Source organism: Actinotalea endophytica, assembly GCF_025717005.1.
Classification (GTDB): domain Bacteria; phylum Actinomycetota; class Actinomycetes; order Actinomycetales; family Cellulomonadaceae; genus Actinotalea.
In genome coordinates this window covers 465,299-484,704 of the sequence record NZ_JAOVZU010000001.1, presented here as the reverse complement: position 1 = coordinate 484,704, position 19,406 = coordinate 465,299, and the positions used below count along the sequence as shown (strand labels likewise).

Annotated in this window: 17 protein-coding genes and 1 tRNA gene; 9 read left to right on the top strand and 9 right to left on the bottom strand. The window is 71.9% G+C overall.

Annotation, left to right across the window (positions count from 1 at the left end; genetic code table 11):
- Positions 1 to 48 precede the first annotated feature (48 nt).
- Positions 49 to 690: an HAD-IA family hydrolase gene (locus tag OEB99_RS02350; protein WP_263508062.1), complete on the top strand. Its 642-nt coding sequence runs from the start codon at positions 49 to 51 to the stop codon at positions 688 to 690.
- Positions 691 to 859: 169 nt separating this feature from the next.
- Positions 860 to 945 (top strand) — tRNA-Ser (locus OEB99_RS02345).
- Between the two features lie 670 nt (positions 946 to 1,615).
- Here the strand turns inward: OEB99_RS02345 and OEB99_RS02340 are convergent.
- From OEB99_RS02340 to OEB99_RS02320, 5 genes are all read right to left on the bottom strand, one after another.
- A complete protein-coding gene (locus OEB99_RS02340) occupies positions 1,616 to 2,164 on the bottom strand; it encodes a PIN domain-containing protein (protein ID WP_263508061.1) in 549 nt (182 codons plus the stop codon).
- Positions 2,165 to 2,167: 3 nt separating this feature from the next.
- Positions 2,168 to 2,662 carry a helix-turn-helix domain-containing protein gene (locus tag OEB99_RS02335; protein ID WP_263508060.1) on the bottom strand — a complete coding sequence of 165 codons (495 nt, stop codon included), beginning with the start codon at positions 2,660 to 2,662 and terminating at the stop codon, positions 2,168 to 2,170.
- Between the two features lie 56 nt (positions 2,663 to 2,718).
- Positions 2,719 to 3,957 carry a tyrosine-type recombinase/integrase gene (locus OEB99_RS02330; protein WP_263508059.1) on the bottom strand — a complete coding sequence of 413 codons (1,239 nt, stop codon included), beginning with the start codon at positions 3,955 to 3,957 and terminating at the stop codon, positions 2,719 to 2,721.
- A 3-nt stretch (positions 3,958 to 3,960) separates the two neighbouring features.
- Entirely contained in the window at positions 3,961 to 4,182 is a 222-nt protein-coding gene (locus OEB99_RS02325; protein ID WP_263508057.1) for a helix-turn-helix domain-containing protein, read from the bottom strand.
- A gap of 473 nt (positions 4,183 to 4,655) precedes the next feature.
- The gene (locus OEB99_RS02320; protein WP_263508056.1) at positions 4,656 to 5,159 is read right to left on the bottom strand and encodes a DUF2199 domain-containing protein; all 504 of its coding nucleotides are present in this window, start codon (positions 5,157 to 5,159) and stop codon (positions 4,656 to 4,658) included.
- 176 nt (positions 5,160 to 5,335) lie between these two features.
- Here OEB99_RS02320 and OEB99_RS02315 point away from each other — a divergent pair, with 176 nt between their 5' ends.
- On the top strand, positions 5,336 to 5,614 hold the full coding sequence (locus tag OEB99_RS02315; RefSeq protein ID WP_263508055.1) for a hypothetical protein: 279 nt from the start codon (positions 5,336 to 5,338) through the stop codon (positions 5,612 to 5,614).
- 57 nt (positions 5,615 to 5,671) lie between these two features.
- Here OEB99_RS02315 and OEB99_RS02310 read toward each other — a convergent pair whose 3' ends face one another.
- Positions 5,672 to 6,856, bottom strand: coding sequence for a HEAT repeat domain-containing protein (locus tag OEB99_RS02310; protein WP_263508054.1), 1,185 nt, complete (start codon positions 6,854 to 6,856; stop codon positions 5,672 to 5,674).
- 130 nt (positions 6,857 to 6,986) lie between these two features.
- Here OEB99_RS02310 and OEB99_RS02305 point away from each other — a divergent pair, with 130 nt between their 5' ends.
- The 3 genes from OEB99_RS02305 to OEB99_RS02295 all read left to right on the top strand — a co-directional run bounded on the left by OEB99_RS02305 (position 6,987) and on the right by OEB99_RS02295 (position 11,175).
- Positions 6,987 to 8,591 carry a hypothetical protein gene (locus OEB99_RS02305; RefSeq protein ID WP_263508053.1) on the top strand — a complete coding sequence of 535 codons (1,605 nt, stop codon included), beginning with the start codon at positions 6,987 to 6,989 and terminating at the stop codon, positions 8,589 to 8,591.
- Between the two features lie 427 nt (positions 8,592 to 9,018).
- Positions 9,019 to 9,408 carry a DUF2510 domain-containing protein gene (locus OEB99_RS02300; protein ID WP_263508052.1) on the top strand — a complete coding sequence of 130 codons (390 nt, stop codon included), beginning with the start codon at positions 9,019 to 9,021 and terminating at the stop codon, positions 9,406 to 9,408.
- A gap of 84 nt (positions 9,409 to 9,492) precedes the next feature.
- The gene (locus tag OEB99_RS02295) at positions 9,493 to 11,175 is read left to right on the top strand and encodes an ABC-F family ATP-binding cassette domain-containing protein (RefSeq protein WP_263508051.1); all 1,683 of its coding nucleotides are present in this window, start codon (positions 9,493 to 9,495) and stop codon (positions 11,173 to 11,175) included.
- 78 nt (positions 11,176 to 11,253) lie between these two features.
- Here the strand turns inward: OEB99_RS02295 and OEB99_RS02290 are convergent, their stop codons facing one another.
- From OEB99_RS02290 to OEB99_RS02280, 3 genes are all read right to left on the bottom strand, one after another.
- A complete protein-coding gene (locus OEB99_RS02290) occupies positions 11,254 to 13,434 on the bottom strand; it encodes a DEAD/DEAH box helicase (RefSeq protein ID WP_411910642.1) in 2,181 nt (726 codons plus the stop codon).
- A gap of 202 nt (positions 13,435 to 13,636) precedes the next feature.
- A complete protein-coding gene (locus OEB99_RS02285) occupies positions 13,637 to 14,698 on the bottom strand; it encodes an NADH:flavin oxidoreductase/NADH oxidase (RefSeq protein WP_263508050.1) in 1,062 nt (353 codons plus the stop codon).
- Positions 14,695 to 15,363, bottom strand: coding sequence for a TetR/AcrR family transcriptional regulator (locus OEB99_RS02280; protein WP_263508049.1), 669 nt, complete (start codon positions 15,361 to 15,363; stop codon positions 14,695 to 14,697). Before OEB99_RS02280 ends, OEB99_RS02285 begins: the two co-directional genes overlap by 4 nt.
- Positions 15,364 to 15,463: 100 nt before the next feature.
- On the opposite strand from OEB99_RS02280, the gene OEB99_RS02275 reads away from it, so the two are divergent.
- The 3 genes from OEB99_RS02275 to OEB99_RS02265 all read left to right on the top strand — a co-directional run bounded on the left by OEB99_RS02275 (position 15,464) and on the right by OEB99_RS02265 (position 19,403).
- Positions 15,464 to 16,414, top strand: coding sequence for an ABC transporter ATP-binding protein (locus tag OEB99_RS02275; protein ID WP_263508048.1), 951 nt, complete (start codon positions 15,464 to 15,466; stop codon positions 16,412 to 16,414).
- Positions 16,411 to 18,042: an ABC transporter permease gene (locus tag OEB99_RS02270; protein ID WP_263508047.1), complete on the top strand. Its 1,632-nt coding sequence runs from the start codon at positions 16,411 to 16,413 to the stop codon at positions 18,040 to 18,042. The genes OEB99_RS02275 and OEB99_RS02270 overlap by 4 nt, the downstream gene beginning before the upstream one ends.
- Before the next feature lie 152 nt (positions 18,043 to 18,194).
- Entirely contained in the window at positions 18,195 to 19,403 is a 1,209-nt protein-coding gene (locus tag OEB99_RS02265; RefSeq protein WP_263508046.1) for a cysteine desulfurase-like protein, read from the top strand.
- The last annotated feature ends 3 nt before the right edge of the window (positions 19,404 to 19,406 follow it).

Here is a 19,406-nt window from a genome sequence, read left to right as displayed (position 1 = left end):
ACTCGCCGCCTCGGTGGCGGCTGTGCAGCAGCCGGGCAGACTGGGGCGATGCGGATCGTGCTGCTGGACCTCGACGGGACCCTGACCGACCCGCAGGTGGGGATCCTCGCCTCGTACGACCACGCGATGGCGAGCCTGGGCTTGCCGCCCGTCCCCGCGGAGCGACGGCACGCGTGCATCGGCCCGCCGCTGCGCGACGTGTTCGCCGACCTCGGCGTCCCGGCCGAGCGGCTCGACGACGCCGTGGCCGGGTACCGCGAGTACTTCGCGCCGACCGGCATGTTCGAGAACCGGGTCTACGACGGGATCCCCGAGGCTCTTGCCGCGATGCGGGACGCGGGGCTGCGGCTCGCCGTCGCGACGTCCAAACCCGAGCCGTACGCCCGCCGGATCCTCGAGCACTTCGAGCTCGACGGCTGGTTCGAGCACATCGCCGGCGCGACCCTCGACGGCCGGGTCGGCGCGAAGGCGGACATCATCGCGCTCGCGCTCGAGGCGCTCGGCGCGGAGGCCGACGCCGACGTGGTGATGGTCGGCGACCGGTCGCACGACGTGCTCGGTGCCGCCGCGCACGGGCTCGCGTGCCTCGGAGTCGCGTGGGGGTACGCGGCGCCGGGCGAGCTCGAGGCGGCGGGGGCGATCGCCGTGGCGCGGGATCCTGCGGAGCTGGTGGAGCTCGTGCTCGGGTAGGTGGTGGAGCTGGTGCTCGGGTAGGTGACGGATCGTCAGCAGCGCGTCGCGGACTTCTCCTCAGGGCCGCCGAGCACCAGCCGATGAGGGCACGGACGCGGATACCGGCCGCCCGTCATGCTGAAGGGGTTCGGCGTTCACCGGGCGGTCCGGTATCCTCGTCCGGCCTGGAGGATTCGCCTAGTGGCCTATGGCGCACGCTTGGAAAGCGTGTTGGGTTAACAGCCCTCGGGGGTTCGAATCCCCCATCCTCCGCTCTTGGACGTGACGAAGGGCCCGTGACCTGCGGCGACGTGGGTGGCGGGCCCTTCGGCGTTGGCGGGGGCGGGTGGGGCTGCGGGGCGCGGTAGCAGTTGTGGTAGCAGTCGCCGGCCCCGGACCGGAACAATCACCGCCATGGCAGCAGTGCTGTTCGACGGTGTCGTGTTCACTGACTACGGGCAGCTCGACATCTCCTGGACCGGTGACACCGGCTTCGACGGAGACTTCGACAAGTTCTTCGCCGGGCAGATCAACGGCCTCGTCGGCGCAGCCGCCGGCGACGGGCTCTACCTCAACCTCGCCCGCCGCTCCGGCGGCTCGGCAGTGCGGATCATGGTGCGCGACGTGCCACCCGGTGAACCGGGCGACGACTGGGAGGACGTCGTCGAAGTCTCGGCGACCGTCCCCGTCGCAGCCTCTCCGATCTGGAGCTCATGGGCGTTCGAGAACCATGGCACGCTCGATCTCGCGCCCGGGACGTACCGCGTCCGGGTCAGCGCCAGGGGCCGAGACGCCGGGCGTGACGGCGAGTTCGCCGACGGTGTGGTCGACACGTACCTCGTCGAACTCTGGCCCGCGCCTGGCTCTCTCGACACGATCGTTCGTACGTCTTCCGCCGACGCTGCGTTGGCACCACGAGGTCGGAGGGAGGCGCTGACACGCCCTAGAGGTGTCGCCGCACCTCGCTTGCGAATCTCGGGACGCTCGCCCGCGCGAGATGCGCGAGCAAGCCATCGATGCTCATGCCGGGCCGCGAGTAGGCGGCGATCTGGTCCTGGAGCGCGCGCACGGTTGCGCCTGGGTATAGGTCCAGCTGATCGAGCAGGAACTCATCCGGGTGCGTCACGGTGATGTCGTACGGACTCGTCGCCTCTGCCGGGAAGTCGCTGAGATTGAAGGTCACCAGCAACTCGGCATTCGCACGCACTGCCGCGGCAAGGACGTGCCTGTCCTTGGGGTCGCAGGTCATCGATCCGATCAGCGGCTCGTACCCAGTCACCATCGCGTCTGGGAACGCTCGAGACATGTGCTGGGTCCGCCGAGCGGCTCGGTCGGCCGCGACGCCTCGCCCGACAAGGTTCCGCTCGAGCTCGCTCAGGATGTCCGTCGACCACAGCGGCCGGAACGTGCCCGCTTCGGCGAGGCGCAGGACCGTGTCGCAGAGGTAGGCGCCGAATAGGACGTTCGTGTCGAGTACAACCGGGAAGGCCATGCCTCAGACCGAACGCGACGGCGGCTCAGGGTCCATGTCGTAGAGGCCCGCGTCCTCACCTTCGCGGGCCATCGCCTCCAAGGCACCCCGCCGGTCCGCCTTGGCTCGATCAAGGTAGGCGAGCAGACTGGCGAGCATGACCCGCCGATGCCGGCCTCGCATCTCGTAGGGGATCAAGTCGTCCTCCAAGAGCCGCACCAGGGTCGGGCGTGAGATACCCAGGAAGTCCGCCGCCTCCTGAGTGGTCAACATCGCGTTGTGGGGCGCGATCGTCACGCCCTGACCGTTCGCCATGGCGGTGACTACCTGGCGAAGCGCCTCGAAGACTGGACGCGGGAGCTCAACACGTCGGCCATCAGCGTCGACCAGCGCGGGCCCCGCCTCCGGCACTGCGACGCCACGCGCGCTGAGCGCAGACACCAGGTCCACGATCTCCGCGAGCTCGCGAGACTCAGCGAGATAGGTACTTGCCCCAACACCAGCCGACTGCGAAACCACGTCGCACCTCCTATTCGAAAAAAGTGTAAGCGGGATGCCTGACACGCGGAAGCGCCTCACAGGGTGATGTCGGGCTGCGAGGCGGACGCATCGTCCCAAAGGAGTTCGCTCATCCGCCGGTTCGCCTCTTCGACGAGTCCAGGCACGACGTGCTGATACCGCGCCGTCATCGTCGGCGAGGTCCAGCCGAGCATGTCCATGACGACACGCTGGTCGACGCCTTGGACGAGCAGCAGCGTCGCGGCCGTGTGCCGAGCGTCGTGCAGCCTCGCCGGCCGCACCCCGGCGCGTTCGAGGAACTGGACCCAGTGCACCGAGTGGTCGCGCGGGTCGATCGGGCGGCCGGTGACGGTGGTGAACACGAGGCCCTGCTCGTGCCACTCGGAACCGGCGTAGATCCGAGCCTTGCGCTGGGCGAGCCGGTGCTGGAGCAACGCCTCGACAAGTTGCGGCGGGAGCGGCAGCGTCCGCCGCGATTGCCGGGTCTTGGGCTCAGCGAGCACCAGTCCGCCGTCGCGGCGCTCAGGGCACTTCGCGGGCTTCTCGTCGCACCGTTCGGGGTCGTCGCACCCGTGCCGCCAGCGTCGGCGCTCGAGCTGCTGGCGCACGCGCAGCTGGCCGCGCTCCAGGTCGATGTCGGCCCACGACAGCCCGAGCACCTCCCCGCGACGCAGGCCGAGGGAGATCGCGAGCATGAACGCGACGCCGTTCGGCTCGTCGTGGGCGGCCGCAACCAGGGTGCGCGCCTCGGCGACCGTCAGCGGGTCGATCTCCGGGGCGTCGTACCGCGGCGTGTGAGCGAGCGTGACCGGGTTGCGCGGGATGCGCTGGCGGCGCACCGCGTCGTTGAGCGCCTTGTTCAGCGTGCGGCGTACGTGGTGCACGGTCCCGACGTTCAGGCCCTTGGCGAGCAGCACCGTGTAGAGGTACTCGACGTGCTCGGGCTCAAGGTCCGACACTCGGTGCTTGCCGATGGCTGGACTGATGTGCGCCCGGACGTCGGTGGTGTACCCGTACAGCGAGCTCGGCCGGACGCGGAGCGCCGACGCCTTGAGCCAGTCCTCCAGCCACTCGGACAGCCGCGGCGACCGTCCGGCGGCGACCTTGGCGTTCTCGTCGCGGAGCCTCTCCAGCTCGCGGACCTTGCGAGTCACCTCGGCCTGGGTGCGGCCGCTGCGCTTGCGGCGGTCGGCCGAGCCGTCGGGCTTGGTGCCCATCGTGACGAAGCCGTACCAGCGACCATCGGTGGTGCTCTGGAACACCGAGGAACGGTTGTTCGCGGCACGGGTGCCCATCGGTCAACGCTCGGCGTCGGGGTTCTGCTCGCGGCGCAGGCGCTCGACGTACTCGACCAGGCAGTCGAACGGCACGCGGCGCAGCCGGCCGAGCTGAACGGTCTCCAGCTCGCCGGCCACGATCAGCCGGTAGATGAAGCTGCGGCCGATCGAGAGGCGTCGCGCGGCCTCGGGGATTGTGAGCATGAGGCGCGGGGTCTCGACGTGGTCGGCGTTCTCTGCCATGGCGGTGCTCCTCCTACGGTGCGGCGGGATGGCCCGCCCGGATCCATCGAGTCCGGCGCGTGTCGCGGGGGCAAGAGGCATGGCGCAGGTCTGTGGACCCGGTGCGGTGACGTCTTCGTGTGGATGTGGGCGGCCGCCTCCTCTCCGGCTGTGCAACAGGCCCCTGCATGTACGTGTGCGAGAACACGACCGAGATGGATGTGCCTGGCTCCGCCGGGACGTGGAGCCCTCCGGCCGGACGGGTAGGGCTACGAGGCCTCAGAGGCCTGGGGCGCTGGACGCGGCGGGGAAGCCGCGCCGCACGCGCTCGCGCCCCAGCGCAGGCTGTCGCCGCCGGTCAGGCGCGCGCGTCAGGCAAGGGGGGCTCGCGATCCGAACCTGCGTCAGGCTGACGCCGCACCGCGTCAGGCTGCGACCGGCACACTCAGAACCGCGTCAGGCCGTCAGGGCTCAAGCGCGAGCAGCCCGGGCGTCTAGGCAGGCAGGTGACTCAGCACGTCGTCGTGATCGGACGGGCCACGCAACAGCTCGACCAGGCGTTCATCGGTCGAGGTGGTGACGTAGGGGGTGTGCAGGACATTGAGGACCGTCGCGCGAGCGGGGGCCCCGAGCACGCCGCGGTCGAGCAGGTCGTTCGCGAGGCGACCATCGAGGTCGAGATCGGCGTACGCGGGCGCGTGCCAAACCCGAAATGCGCGCTGTAGGTCGTCCGGGTGAACGCCCAGCCAGGCTCCGAACGTCACCGAGAAGCCACCCGAGAGCGGGATCGGCGCCAAGACCCGCACGAAGGCGCCGAGCCTCGGCACCTGCATCATCACCGCAACCGATGGGTCGGGGGCGTCGAGCCACGCGTCATCGGGAAGCGCGCCGCCGAACGCGCTGAGAACGGGGTCAGGCAGCCTGAACCGCACCTGCCGGTCATGCTGATCCAGCGCGCGACCGCATTGCACGCAGCAAGAGTCCACGACCTCGAGCATGCCGGTTGCCGGGCGCGCGTCGCAGGCCCCACGCGGTCCGACGGAGGATGTCCCGCGCGGGCCCGACGAGACTTCGCCGAGGCGTGGTGCCAGATGTGTCATGCGCCCCCGATGACAACCATCGTTGTCGAAAACGGTCGCGGGATCCGGTCACTCGCCCATGGGAGGGTTGGGCCGTGAGCGCGCTGACCTGTCCGCTCTGCGCGGGCGAAATCGACCCCGCGGGACCTGGCGTTGCGTCGCACCACCCTGACTTCGATCCGTCACGAGGCTGGGCGTCGAGCTGGGTGCCATTCGTCGAGGACCTCCGCGGGTCTCCCCAGCGACTCGTGCATGCGGCCTGCTTCGCGCGCAGCGAAGGGTTCGAAGCCCTGGTCGAGGTGGTTCACGCGCGCGACATCGCGGTGCGCGAGCGAGAGCACGATGAGTGGCGGCGACGGTCCGGATCCAGCTGAGACCTCCGTAGGTAGCCGGCGCGGCGACGCGGGGTGACATACCGAGCGAGCGCATGCTCAGCTGATTGCCGATGCGACTTCTCGGACCTCGCTCTCGCAGTCGTCGGTGGCCTCCGCGACCAGCTCGGCGGCCTCGGGCGACCCGACGTCGTGGAGCGCACGGAGGTAGGCCGCCCGCGCGTGCGAGTGCTGGGTGCTCGCCCACGCCTGGAGAAGGGCCTCACGAGCCGCCGTCACCCCAAGACGGCCGAACGCATCTGCCAGCGGTTCCGTGATCAGCCAGTCGCCTGACGCGGCGGCGGTCTCGAACAGGTCGACGATCGTCGGCACGTCCTCGTCGACGCCGTGGTCGGCGACGATCCCTTGGGCGACGCGCTCGAGGTACGGGTCGCTTGACGTCAGCCAGCGTCGGGCGCGCGGCAGAGCCTTCGGGCCGAGCCCGTTTGCGATCGGTGTGAGGTGCGGTGCCCAGCCTGAGGGGCGGCGCAGGTCGAGCCGCTCAAGAAGGTCGAGCGCGCTCGTCTCGCCTCGTCGCACGAGCTCGCGAACCGCAGCCCTCTGCCGCACGTCGGGCGCGTCCCCGGTGGCAAGGTCCATGAGAACGTCGAGCGTCTCGCCGTTGAGCTGCGGCTTCGCCGCCCGAGGCCCACGAACACGCGAGACCTCCTCCTGCCGACGAGCCTCCAACGCCGCGGCGACCCGCGGGTCGGCGCTCCACGCGGCCCACGGCCCGTCGTCCCCTGGCCACGCGGCCTCCGCGAGGGCGGCATCGTCGAGACGCCCGAGAACAAGTTCGCCGAGACCGTCGCGGGCGGCCGGCCCACCGCCGATCCACAGAGCAAGGGCGAGCTCCCCGACCTGGTCGCCAGGCGCCTGCAGCACATGCGCGTGAAGCATCGCGGCCGCTTCCGCGGAGCCATGGGCGGAAAGCTCAAGGAGCGCGTCGAACACCACGGAGTCCGCCATCTCCGACGCTGCGGCGTCCCACGGCAGTTCGGCGAGCGGGATCTCGAGTTCACGCACGAGGCGGGCCATGTACCAGCCGCGTTCCTCCAGCTGACGGTCCCATCGTGCGTTCTGCCCGAAACACATCAAGACGGCGTCGGCAGCCCTGGCGGAAAGCGCCCGCTGAAGGCCAATGCCCCGCCCCCGCTGAAGCTGCCCCAGGAGCGAGTCCGGGTCCGCCCAACCGTCATCCGACAGCCAGTCATGCCCGCTGAGCCCGGCCTCCGAGTAGTCCATGTCGCTCGGGAAGGTAGCGCGCACGCGGCGAATGGGGCACGCGGATTGGCGAGATTCGAAGCTGACGCGGCGGATCACGAGAGCGTGCGCCACCTGCCGCCGCGCGCTGGCAACCGCCAGAATCGGCTCCGTGCCCCTTCACTACATCGACGTGCTCGCGGACCAGCCGTTCGCTGAGATCGGTGAGCCAACGCTCGTGGTTGACGATCCCGCACACGACTTCCTCGTCATTGCAGGGGACCTCGGCTACTCGCTGTGGTTCGGAGACGGCCGTGCGAAGCATGCTCACGCTCGGGTCGGCGTCTATGACCGCGGCACTCTGGCGTGCCGGCAGGTGGCGACAATCCGTTGGCCGGCAAACGACGTCGCCATTCACCCATCGGGGACGCTCGTGGCCGTCGGCACCGGCTCCCACGACGGCGGCTACATGTTCGAGGGCGAACTGGTCATTCTCAACCTCGACCGGGGACAGCAGACGAGCGCCCTGCGCCACGAGCGCCAGGTATGCACCGTCCGCTGGCTCGACGACACCCGCCTCGCGGTCGCGCTCGCGCCACCTACCGACGACCTTGCCGACGACTGGGAGGGTCTCACCGCCGAGTCCTTCGAGCTGGAGGCGGCCTGGGATGATATCGGCGAGCGAGCGCTCGACCTCTCCGGCACCACCGGGGATCCCGTCCCATTCGACTATCCGAAGCCGGACCTCGACGCCGCCCGCTCCGATCTAGAGCGCGTCGCTGCTCGCGGTGGTCGGTCGTGGGCCCCCAGACGGGCGGTCTGGAGCGTCGCAGGACGTTCCGACGGATCAGTGATCGCCGCGTGCGAGGGCGTCGCGGCGGAGCGCTGGGACCCGTCGGGCGGACCTCTGCCTATGTGGCGGACGCCGACCGCCGGGGCTGGGCGGCAGTTGAAGGCGCTCACCGAGACGACGCTCATGGCGACCATCGAGATCAGCCCACCATCGGAGGACTCATACGGCTACCGGCGTGAGTCTCAACACCACGTCGTCGACGTCGAAACAGGCACCATCCTGAACTCGGTCACTCGAGAGTGCGCCTCCGTAGTCGTCGCATCGCGAGGCGGGTACTCCCTCCTCCGGCCGGTCTCAATGGGCGGAGGCGCCCCAGACGGCCTCATGATCGACTTGAACGGGCGCGCCGTGGGCAGCATGCCACTGACTCGGTACGACCTGTTCAACCACTGGTTCGACATCGCCGGCGCGCCTGACATCCTGATCCTGAGCGGCAAGGGCGGGGAAGCCCACCTCGACAAGTGGGTGGCGCGCGTCGTCGTTCGAGCCGACGGACGTGCGCTCGAACGACTCTTCCCCCTCGACTGGCAGGGACCAAAGCAGCGTCACCTGTTCGGCGGTCCGGGCGTGTTCGTAGACGACGCACTAGGGTCCGCCGTCATCCACTGCGGCGAGGTCCACGCGTACTCAGGGAAGCACAGCCCGTTCGCAATCCGGCGCAGCTACCCCGACGGCACGCCGCGCTGGACGCTAGACCTACCCGGCACCGCGACGGGCGCCGTCGAGGTGGACGGCGTCATGGCCGTCACCACGGTCAACGGATGGCTCGTGCTCGCCGACGCCGCGACAGGTGCACTCCACGAGTCCACCGAGCTCCACATCGACACGTACCCCGTCGTGCCGCTGTCGGTAGGCACACTCGGAGACAGCCGGCTCGCCATCGGGCTCCTCGACGGGCGGATTCTGCGAGTCGAGCTGGGCTGACGTCCGACTTCCCCCGGTAGCAGTTTCGGTAGCAGTCTGTCTCCAGACCGACCCTGCCGCGTCCTGCCGCCTCCGTCCGCGCACGCCGCTGACCTGCGCGAACACATCCGCCCGTACCCGCCCGACACCCCTCCAGGCCACTTGGAAAGCGTGTTGGGTTAACAGCCCTCGGGGGTTCGAATCCCCCATCCTCCGCTCTTGGATGTGACGAAGGGCCCGTGACCTGCGGCGACGTGGGTGGCGGGCCCTTCGGCGTTGGTGGGTCGGGGCGTCTCGCAGCCTCGGCGGGGCGCCTCACGCTCTGCACCCCCGGACGGGTCGAGCCAGAGTGGCGCCACGACGCGCCGGCGCCACGGGCACACGCCTGAACTGTGGAAGGCTGCCCGCGGCAGGAGCTTGATCGGCATCGGACGAATTCGAGGTTGCCTTGGCTGAGACCCAGGCGGGGTGGTACGACGACGGATCCGGCACGATCCGGTGGTTCGACGGGCAGAACTGGACGGAGCACGTCCAGCCGCCACCCACGACGCCGGGTGGTCTGGGTGGCATGATCGCGAGGATCGAGGCCGACGCGACGTCCGGAGGCCGGCCCCGGCCGGCTCCGCAGGGTGCGGCCTACGTCGTGCTTCAGGTAGTCCTCAAGGAGAAGTTCTGGGGAACAGGCTCGGGGAACCTGACCGAGCTGGAGTCCGTGATCAACAGGCAGGCTTCACTTGGGTACCGGCTGCACACGATCAGCACGGCGGCGTCAGGAAGCTCGGGCCTCGGCGGCGGAGACCGGATCCAGGCGACGATGGTCTTCGAACGACTCTCGTAGCGCGGCCCTAGTCGCGCCGGGCCACCAGGCAACCGCGACTATCCCCTTGGGCCCCGCCCACCCGCCGCGCCAGACTCTCCCCTCATGGGTCACGTCGAGCTCGCCGGCATCCGCTACGAGCTCCCCGACGGCCGAGTCCTGCTGGACGACGTCGCGTTCCGGGTCGGCGACGGCGCCAAGGTGGCCCTGGTCGGCGCCAACGGCGCAGGCAAGACCACCCTCCTCCGCATCGTGACCGGCGAGGTCGCCGCGCACGCCGGGGCCGTGACGCGCTCGGGCGGCCTCGGCGTGATGCGCCAGCTCGTGGGCCACGGCGGCGACGACCAGACGGTCGCGGACCTCCTGCTCTCCCTGGCCCCGGACCGGGTCCGCGCGGCGCAGGCCGCCGTCGACGACCTCGAGCTCGCGCTCATGGAGACCGACGACGAGGCGACCCAGCTGCGCTACGCCACGGCGCTCGCCGAGTACGCCGAGGCCGGCGGGTACGACCTCGAGGTGGTCTGGGACGTGTGCACCACGGCCGCGATGGGGGTCCCGTTCGACCGCGCGAAGTACCGCTCGCTCGGCACCCTGAGCGGCGGCGAGCAGAAGCGGCTGGCCCTGGAGTACCTGCTGCGCGGCCCCGACGAGGTGCTGCTCCTCGACGAGCCGGACAACTACCTCGACGTACCCGGCAAGGCCTGGCTCGAGGAACGGATCCGCGAGTCCGCCAAGACGATCCTGTTCGTCTCGCACGACCGCGAGCTGCTCGCCAACACCGCGACCCGGATCGTGACCGTCGAGCTGGGCGCGGCAGGGAACCTGGTGTGGACGCACCCCGCAGGGTTCGCGAGCTACCACGAGGCCCGCGAGGACCGCTTCGCGCGGTTCGAGGAGCAGCGTCGGCGCTGGGACGAGGAGCACACGAAGCTCCGCAACCTCGTCGCGATGTACAAGCAGAGGGCCGCCTACAACGACGGCATGGCGAGCCGCTACCAGGCCGCGCAGACCCGGCTCCGCAAGTTCGAGGAGGCCGGGCCGCCGACCGAGCAGCCTCGTGAGCAGCGGGTGCGGATGCGCCTGGGCGGCGGCCGCACCGGCAAGCGCGCCGTGGTGTGCGAGGACCTCGGGCTCACCGGGCTCATGCGGCCGTTCGACCTGGAGGTCTGGTACGGCGAGCGGGTCGCGGTGCTCGGCTCGAACGGGTCGGGCAAGTCGCACTTCCTGCGGCTGCTCGCCGGCGGCGGCACCGACCCGGAGCGCGAGCACCTCCCGGTCGGCGACGTACCGCCCACGCCGGTGCCGCACTCAGGCCGTGCGCGGCTCGGCGCCCGCGTGCGTCCCGGCTGGTTCGTGCAGACCCACGACCACCCCGAGCTCGTCGGCCGCACGCTGCTGGAGATCCTGCACCGCGGCGATGACCACCGGACCGGGCTCCCGCGCGAGCAGGCCGCGCGCGTGCTCGACCGCTACGAGCTCGCGCGGTCCGGCGAGCAGCGGTTCGAGACGCTCTCCGGCGGCCAGCAGGCGCGGTTCCAGATCCTGCTGCTGGAGCTGTCCGGCGCGACCCTCCTGCTGCTCGACGAGCCGACCGACAACCTCGACCTGCAGAGCGCTGAGGCGCTCGAGACCGGGCTGGCCGCGTTCGAGGGCACCGTCCTCGCGGTCACGCACGACCGGTGGTTCGCGCGCGGGTTCGACCGCTTCCTGGTCTTCGGCGCGGACGGCGAGGTCACCGAGTCCGACGAACCCGTGTGGCACGAGGGCCGGGTGCGGCGAGTTCGCTGACGAGCCGCCGTCCGCCGGCCACGGTCACCCGCAGGCCTCGGCCCTCCGACGGGTCCGACGCCGCCACCGATCGCCGGCTCAGCCCACGCCCTCCGCGGCGAGCGCGTCCGTGAGCAGCCCGACCAGCGCCTCGAGCTGCACGTCCGTGGACGACTCCCCTTCCTCCTCCGGCAGCCCGTCGAGCGCACGCCCGGCGAGCCCGGCCTTGCTGTCGATCAGCGTGGCGATCCGGGAGTCGATGGTCTGCGCGGCGATGATCCGCCACGCGGTCACGGGCTCGGTCTGGCCGATCCGGTGGATCCGGTCGATCGCCTGGGTCTGCTCGGCGTCGGTCCAGGACAGCTCGGCGAGCACCATGTTCGACGCGACCTGCAGGTTCAGCCCGACGCCGGCGGCCATCAGCGAGCAGACCGCGATCTGCACGTCCGGGTCGTCGGTGAACGCCGCGATGTTCTTCTCACGCGCCTTGCGGGTCTGCTCGCCGCGGATCGAGGCGTAGCGCAGGCCGCGCTGCTCGAAGGCGCGCTCCGCCTCGTCCATGACGTCGATGTGCTTGGCGAAGAAGACCACCTTGCCGACGCTGTGGGCGAGCTGGGCGGCGTAGTCGGCGGCCAGCCCGGCCTTGGCCTGGCCGATCCGGCGGACCATCGTGAAGACGTTCTCGCCACCGGCCTTCGAGCTGGAGTCCTTGAGCTCACCGGCCGCGACCTTGCGCGCGAGGTCGAGGTCGATCCCGACCGGCACCTCGTCGGGCGGCCGCGACGCGAGGGCTGCCCGGTAGCGCCGGACCAGCCGGGCGGCCAGCTCGGCCTCGGCGGCGCGGATCGAACGCCCGGCCGCGCCGTCGAGCTCCACCGGGAGGTCCGCGACCCGCCGGGCGGGGATGTCGGCGACCACGTCGACCTTGCGGCGCCGCACGATGCCCTGGTCGATCACGCTGGCCCGGGCGGCCCGGTAGAACCCGGGGTCGGCCGGGGTGAGCCCGGTCTCCTCGAGCGCCTTCATCAGCCGCCCGAGGGGCATGGTGTCGTCGATCCAGCCGAGGAACTGCCAGATGGCGCGGAAGTCCTCGATGTCGTTGATCAGCGGGGTCCCGGTCAGCGCCATGAGCAGCGGCCGACCGGTGCGCTCGCGGATCTGCTCGGACAGCGCCAGGACGTGCTGCGAGCGCTGGGAGGTCTTGTTCTTGATGAAGTGGGCCTCGTCGACCACCATCCCGCGGAACCCCAGCCCGCCGAGCCAGCCGACGTGCCGGTCCAGGAGCTCGTAGTTGACGATCACGATGTCCGCGAACGCGTCGACCTGGTCGCCGTCGCCGTGCACCACCGTGGGCCTGCGCCCCGGCGTCCACAGGCCGGCTTCGTGCGCCCAGCTCCCCTTGACCACGTTGGGCACCACGACCAGGAGCGGGTAGGCGTCGGCCGCCTGCGCGGCGAGCAGCGCCTGGGCGGTCTTGCCGAGCCCGGGCTCGTCGGCGAGCAGGAAGGTGCGATGGCCGCGGGCCGCGGCCTCGACGACCCGGGCCTGGTGCGGCATCAGCGCGGCGCCGCGGAGGGTGGTCACCGTGGCGGGCTCGGGCAGCGCCATGCAGGCCGGGGTCCCGTCGGTGCCGTACTCGAAGGACCGGAACAGCGGCTCGAGCAGCTCCCAGCCGGCCAGCCGCCGGGCACGCGTCGCGACCCGCTCGGCCGCGGCCTCGAAGTCCGGCGCCAGGAACGGGTTCGCCAGCTGGCGCTGGATCACCGAGCGTGGCACGACCTGCTTCTCCGCTCCCGGGGCGGGCGTGGGCGGCGGGGCGGGCGCCGGCTCCTCGGGCACCTCGAGCCCGGCGGCGCGCAGCACGGTGGCCTTGAAGGCGAGCGCGGCGTCGGAGACCCGGGCGTCCTCCGCGAGCAGCTCGAGCAACGAGGTGTCCCGGGCCGCGGTCTTGGCCAGCATCGTCGCCACCCCGTCGAGGCGCTTGAGCTGCTTGGTGCGGTGCGACTCGGACTGGGTGTCGGCCATCACCCGCGCGCGTTCCTCGCGCACCAGCAGCGCGACGACCTGGAACTTCGTGCGCACCGCGGGGCGCGTCGGCGGTCGGCGCACGGCGCTGTCGACCTCGTGGGCGATGTCGGCGAGCACCGGGATGAGCCCCTGCTCGTCCGGGTGCGGGGTGCGCCGGCGCTGGGTACCGCTGTCGGGACGCGGAGCGCGCCGACGCTGGGAACCGCCGTCAGTGCGCGCGGCACCCGACCGACGTTGGCCTGGCCGTGCCACTTCTCCTCCTTCAGGTCGTGCGCGCCGCGACTGCGGCACCTCGCGTCTGCGCGCACTCACGCCGATGGTGGCATGCCACCGGGCCACTCGGTGAACCGCAGCGGGTCTGCCTGCCCGGTCCCTCGGCCATCGACACCCGAGCGGCCCACCGGCATCTTCGCAGAACAAGCCCGACCGGGACCGGCGCGTGCTCGATCCTGCTTCAGACCCGTGCCCGAAGATACTGGTCCGGCCAGTACACGTCCGCACCGAGCTCCGCGGCCGCGCGCTGGGCGAAGCTCGGGTCGCGCAGCAGCTCACGGCCGAGGAACACCGCGTCGGCACGCCCGGACGCGACGATCTGCTCGGCCTGCAGCGGGTCGGTGATCAGCCCGACCGCAGCGACCGGCAGCCCGGACGCCTCCTTGATCCGGGTCGCGAACGGCACCTGGTAGCCGGGGCTCGGGCTGAGCTGCTGGTCGGGCGAGTTCCCGCCGCTGGACACGTCGACCAGGTCCACGCCGCGGTCGGCGAGCGACTGCGCCACCCGCTCCGTCTCGTCGAGGTCGAGGCCGCCGTCCACCCAGTCGGTGGCGCTGATCCGGACGAGGACCGGCTTGCCCTGCGGCCACACCGACCGCACGGCGTCGACCACGTCGAGCAGCAGGCGACTGCGGCCGGCCAGGTCCCCGCCCCAGGCGTCGGTGCGGTGGTTCGTCAGCGGCGACAGGAACTGGTGCAGCAGGTAGCCGTGCGCGGCGTGCACCTCGGCCACGTCGAAGCCGGCGTCGAGCGAACGCCGCGCGGCGTCTGCCCACACCTGCGGCATCGCGGCGAGCTCGTCCGCGGTGAGCTCGCGGGGCGCCGGCCAGTCCGCGTACCCGACCGCCGACGCGCCGACGGTCGGCCAGCCGCCCTCCTCGACGGGCACGTAGCCCCGGCCGAGCCACGGCGCGCGGGTCGACGCCTTGCGCCCCGCGTGGGCCAGCTGGATGGCGGGCACCGCGCCCTGGGAGCGGATGAAGTCGGTGATCCGCCGGTAGTCGGCGGCCTGCGCGTCGTTCCAGATCCCGGCGTCCTGCGGCGAGATCCGGCCCTCGGGAGCGACCGCCGTCGCCTCACTCATCACCAGCCCGGCACCGCCCCGCGCGAACGATCCCAGGTGGACCAGGTGCCAGTCGGTCGGACGGCCGTCGACCGACGAGTACTGGCACATCGGCGAGACCCACACCCGGTTCCGGATCGTCGTGCCACGCAGGGTCAAGGGCGAGAAGAGGGTGCTCACCTGGACGGCAACCGAGTCGGACGGCTCGATGTTCCGCCCGGTGCCGGGGTCGGCGTGACCGGTGCGCCGACCTGCAGCCCGCGCTCGAGCAGGTCGAGGCACCGGTCCAGCACGTCGCGCAGCGGTCCGGCGAAGCCGGTGCCGTGCCAGTGGTGCAGCCCACCGAGCAGTGCGCCGACCACGACGTGCGAGAGCACCTGGACCTCGAGGTCGTCGGTGGGGCGCTCCAGGCGCGCCGCGAACACCTCGCCGAGGGTCTCGGACGCGGCGTAGACCTGACCGGCGAGGGCCACCTCGAGCGCGGGGTTGGACATCACCAGGCGCATCTGGCGGCGGGTCCGCTGCTCGTCGTCGCCGACGAGGCGACCCATCACGGTGCGCAGCAGCTGGCGGGTGAACTCCAGCGGTGTGCCGGCGTCGACGGTCGCGAGGCGGGCGTCGGAGGCGTCGAACTCGAACTCCCCCAGCAGGACGATCTGCTCCTTGGTCCCGAAGTAGCGGTACACGCTGCTGGGCGAGATGTCGGAGGCCTCGGCGATCTGCTCGACGGTCACCGCCTCGTAGCCGCGCTCGTCGAAGAGGTCCAGGGCCACGGCCTGGATCCGCGCCATGGCGGCGGTCCGCTTGCGGTGCCGCAGGCCGTCGTCCTGCCCCGGGTCGGTCATGCCCCCAAGGGTACGACCCTGACCCCCACTACCAATTGACAGTCACTCTCAGTGAGAGTTACATTCAATTGACAGTCACTATCAGCGCAGGAGGTCCGTCATGGACGACGTCATCCGGATCCGCAGCCTGGTCAAGTCCTTCGGGCGCACCCGTGCGCTGGACGGCGTCGACCTGACCGTCACGCGAGGGGAGGTGCACGGCTTCCTCGGCCCGAACGGGGCCGGCAAGTCGACCACCATCCGGGTGCTGCTGGGCCTGCTGCGCAAGGACGCCGGCGAGGTCTCGCTGCTCGGACGCGACCCGTGGCGCGACGCCGTGCCGCTGCACCGCCGGCTCGCCTACGTCCCCGGCGACGTGCACCTGTGGCCCAACCTCACCGGCGGCGAGGCCATCGACCTGCTCGGCGAGCTGCGCGGCCGGGCCGACCGGCACCGCCGCGACGAGCTGGTCGAGCGCTTCCAGCTCGACCCCACCAAGAAGTGCAGCACCTACTCCAAGGGCAACCGGCAGAAGGTCGCGATGGTCGCCGGGCTCGCAGCCGACGTCGAGCTCTTCCTGCTCGACGAGCCGACCAGCGGACTGGACCCGCTGATGGAGACCGTGTTCCAGGACGTCGTGCGGCAGATGCGCGACGACGGCGCGACGGTGCTGCTCTCCAGTCACATCCTCGCCGAGGCCGAAGCCCTCTGCGACCGGATCTCGATCATCCGCGAGGGCCGCGTGGTGGAGACCGGGACGCTCGCCGAGCTCCGGCACCTGACCCGCACCTCGGTCCACGTCACCACGCAGCACCCGGTGACCGACCTCGCCACCCTGCCCGGCGTGAGCGCCGTCATCGCCGACGACGACCGCTCGGCCCAGCTCGAGGTGGAGTCCGCGCAGCTCGGCACCGTGATCGAGCACCTCGGCCCCCGCGGAGTCGTCTCGCTCACCTGCTCGCCCCCCACGCTCGAGGAGCTGTTCCTCCGGCACTACGGGACCGAGCTCAACGGCAGGCACCGGCGCGACGAGCTCGTCACGGCCGGCACCGCGGGATCGGAGGAGTCATGACCACCCTCACCGGGACGACCAGGCTGATCCGCCTCGGCCTGCGCCGGGACCGGATCCTGCTCCCCACCTGGATCGTCGCGATCGCCGGGCTGGCCGGCGCCACGGTCGCCAGCTACACGGCCATGATGAGCGACGCCGCGCAGCGCCTCGCGACCGCGACCTACGCGGCCGGGAACCCGATCGCGCGGCTCATGGACGGCCCCGCCTCCGGGACCGACCTCGGCGCCATGTCGATGGTCGAGTCGTACCAGGTCCTCGCGATCCTGACCGCCCTGATGAGCGCCCAGGCCGTCGTCCGGCACACCCGCCAGGACGAGGAGACCGGGCGCGCCGAGCTGCTCGGCTCGGCCGTGGTGGGCCGGCACGCACGGCTGTCCGCCGCGCTGGCCATCGCGCTCGGCGCGAACGTCGTGCTGGGCCTCGCCGTCGCCGGGGCGCTCGTCGCGAGCGACCTGGGCCTGACCGGTGCGCTGGCGTCCGGGCTCGCGGTCGCCGGCGTCGGATGGGTCTTCGCGGGCATCGCCGCGATCGCCGCGCAGGTCTTCGCGACCGCGCGTGGCGCCAACGCCGCCGTCGGCGCAGCACTCGGTGCCGCGTTCCTGCTGCGCGGCGTCGGCGACGTCCTCGGGCACGTCGCGGACAGCGGGGTCCAGGTGATCAGCGCCTGGCCGTCCTGGCTGTCACCGATCGGCTGGGGGCAGCAGGTGCGCCCGTTCCAGGAGGACAACTGGTGGATCGCCGGGCTCTTCGTCGGCCTGACGGTCGCGCTCGCATCCGTCGCGTTCGCCCTCGCCGGCCATCGGGACGTCGGCGCCGGCATGGTGCCCGCCCGGACCGGACCCGCGTACGCGGCGCCGGCCTTGGGGTCGAACCTCGGGCTGGCGTGGCGGCTCCAGCGGGGCACCCTGCTCACCTGGCTCGGCGGCCTGGTCGCGCTCACCGCGGTGTTCGCGTCGGTCGCCGACAGCGCCGAGGACCTCGTCGCCGAGAACGACCAGCTCACCGAGATCCTCGCGCGACTCGCCCCGCAGGGCACCGTCGTCGACCTCTACTTCACGCTCACCATGGCCATCATCGGCATCGCCGCAGCCGGGTACACCGTCCAGGTGCTGCTCCGGATGCGCGCCGAGGAGACGACCGGACGGCTCGAACCGGTGCTCGCCACGGCGGTGCACCGCCGGGCCTGGATGGGTCGCCACGTGACGATCGCCTTCGTGGGCACGGCCGCGATCCTCGCGCTCTCCGGTCTCGCCGGCGGCGTCGTCTACGGCGCGATGACCGGACGCTGGGCAGACGGCATCAACGGGCTGGTCGCGGCCGGGCTGGCGAACGCCGCGGCGGCGCTCGCGCTCGGCGGCTTCGTGGTCGCGGCGTTCGGGCTGGTCCCGCGGTGGGCGGGTGCGCTCGCCTGGAGCGCCCTGACCGCCAGCCTCGTGGTGGGCCAGCTCGGCGCGCTGCTCGAGCTGCCACAGACCGTGCTCAACCTGTCGCCGTTCACGCACGTCCCGGCGATCCCGGCCGAGGCGTTCTCCGCCACGCCGGTGCTGATCCTGCTGGGCGTTGCGGCCGCGCTCACCGCCGTCGGGATGCTGGCCTTCCGGCACCGCGACGCGGGGGCTGTCGCCTGACCGGCCGCCGGCCTCGGCACGCAGAGCCATCCGTCGGGCACGAGCCGGATCGTCCCCGCGCGTCGGCGCAGACACCGGCGCGCGGGGACCGGAAGGATGGGCCCGGCGACCCACCTCGGGGACGCACCCCCGCTCGAGTGAGGACGACTCGCATGCCCCTGGACAGCCTCGACGTCGCGGCGCTGCGCGCGACCTTCTCGTCACTCCAGCACGGGATCGCGCACTTCGACGCTCCCGGTGGCACGCAGACCCCGGACGCCGTGGCCGACGCGATCCGTGACGCGCTGGTCCACCCGCTCGCGAACCGGGGCCGGGGCAACCTCGCCGAGCGGAACGCGGACGACATCGTGCACGCCTGCCGCGCCGCCCTCGGCGACCTGCTCGGCGTCGACCCCGGCACCGTGGTCGTCGGGCGCAGCGCGACGTCGCTGACCTTCGAGATGTCTCGGGCGATCTCTAGCACCTGGCGCGAGGGCGACGAGGTCGTGATCACCCGCCTCGAGCACGACGCGAACGCCAACCCGTGGCTGATCGCGGCCGAGCGGCGTGGGGCCACGGTGCGATGGGCCGACTTCGACCCGGCCACCGGCGAGCTCGACGTCGACACCGTCGCCGCGCAGCTGTCCGACCGCACCGTGCTGGTGGCCGTGACCGCGGCGTCGAACCTCATCGGCACGATGCCCGACCTCCCGGCGATCGCCGAACGGGTGCACGAGGTCGGGGCCCTGCTGTACGTCGACGGCGTGCACTACACGGCGCACGAGCTCGTCGACGTGCCGGCGCTCGGTGCGGACTTCTACACCTGCTCCCCGTACAAGTTCCTCGGGCCGCACTGCGGCGTGGTCACCGGCCGGCGCGACCTCCTCGAGGGCCTCCGCCCGGACAAGCTGCGGCCCGCGACCGACGTCGTCCCGGAGCGGTTCGAGCTCGGCACGCTGCCCTACGAGCTCATGGCGGGCGTCACGGCGGCAGTGGACACCCTGGCCGGGATGGTCCCCGGCGAGGGCACCCGGCGCGAGCGCCTGGCCCGCTCGATGGCCGCCGCGCACGCGCACGAGGACGCACTGCGCGGCCGGATCGAGGCGGGCATCGCCCAGCTGCCCGGCGTGACGGTCCGTTCGCGGGCGGCCCGCCGGACGCCGACCCTGCTGCTCACCTTCGCCGGGCACGACGCGGCGGACGTCACCACCCGGCTCGCCGCAGCGGGCGTCAACGCGCCGTCCGGGAACTTCTACGCCTACGAGGTCTCCCGGCACCTCGGCCTCGGCCTCGCCGGCGGGCTTCGCATCGGCCTCGCGCCGTACAACGACGACGAGGACGTCGACCGGCTGCTGGCCGCGCTGGGGGCGGCGCTGAGCTGACGC

Bases quoted from the DNA above. Each gene is read 5' to 3' on its own strand.
- OEB99_RS02350 (WP_263508062.1), top strand. From the start codon at position 49: ATGCGGATCGTGCTGCTGGACCTCGACGGGACCCTGACCGACCCGCAG.
- OEB99_RS02340 (WP_263508061.1), bottom strand. From the start codon at position 2,164: ATGGCCTTCCCGGTTGTACTCGACACGAACGTCCTATTCGGCGCCTAC.
- OEB99_RS02330 (WP_263508059.1), bottom strand. From the start codon at position 3,957: ATGGGCACCCGTGCCGCGAACAACCGTTCCTCGGTGTTCCAGAGCACC.
- OEB99_RS02325 (WP_263508057.1), bottom strand. From the start codon at position 4,182: ATGGCAGAGAACGCCGACCACGTCGAGACCCCGCGCCTCATGCTCACA.
- OEB99_RS02320 (WP_263508056.1), bottom strand. From the start codon at position 5,159: ATGCTCGAGGTCGTGGACTCTTGCTGCGTGCAATGCGGTCGCGCGCTG.
- OEB99_RS02310 (WP_263508054.1), bottom strand. From the start codon at position 6,856: ATGGACTACTCGGAGGCCGGGCTCAGCGGGCATGACTGGCTGTCGGAT.
- OEB99_RS02295 (WP_263508051.1), top strand. From the start codon at position 9,493: ATGGGTCACGTCGAGCTCGCCGGCATCCGCTACGAGCTCCCCGACGGC.
- OEB99_RS02280 (WP_263508049.1), bottom strand. From the start codon at position 15,363: ATGACCGACCCGGGGCAGGACGACGGCCTGCGGCACCGCAAGCGGACC.
- OEB99_RS02275 (WP_263508048.1), top strand. From the start codon at position 15,464: ATGGACGACGTCATCCGGATCCGCAGCCTGGTCAAGTCCTTCGGGCGC.
- OEB99_RS02270 (WP_263508047.1), top strand. From the start codon at position 16,411: ATGACCACCCTCACCGGGACGACCAGGCTGATCCGCCTCGGCCTGCGC.
- OEB99_RS02265 (WP_263508046.1), top strand. From the start codon at position 18,195: ATGCCCCTGGACAGCCTCGACGTCGCGGCGCTGCGCGCGACCTTCTCG.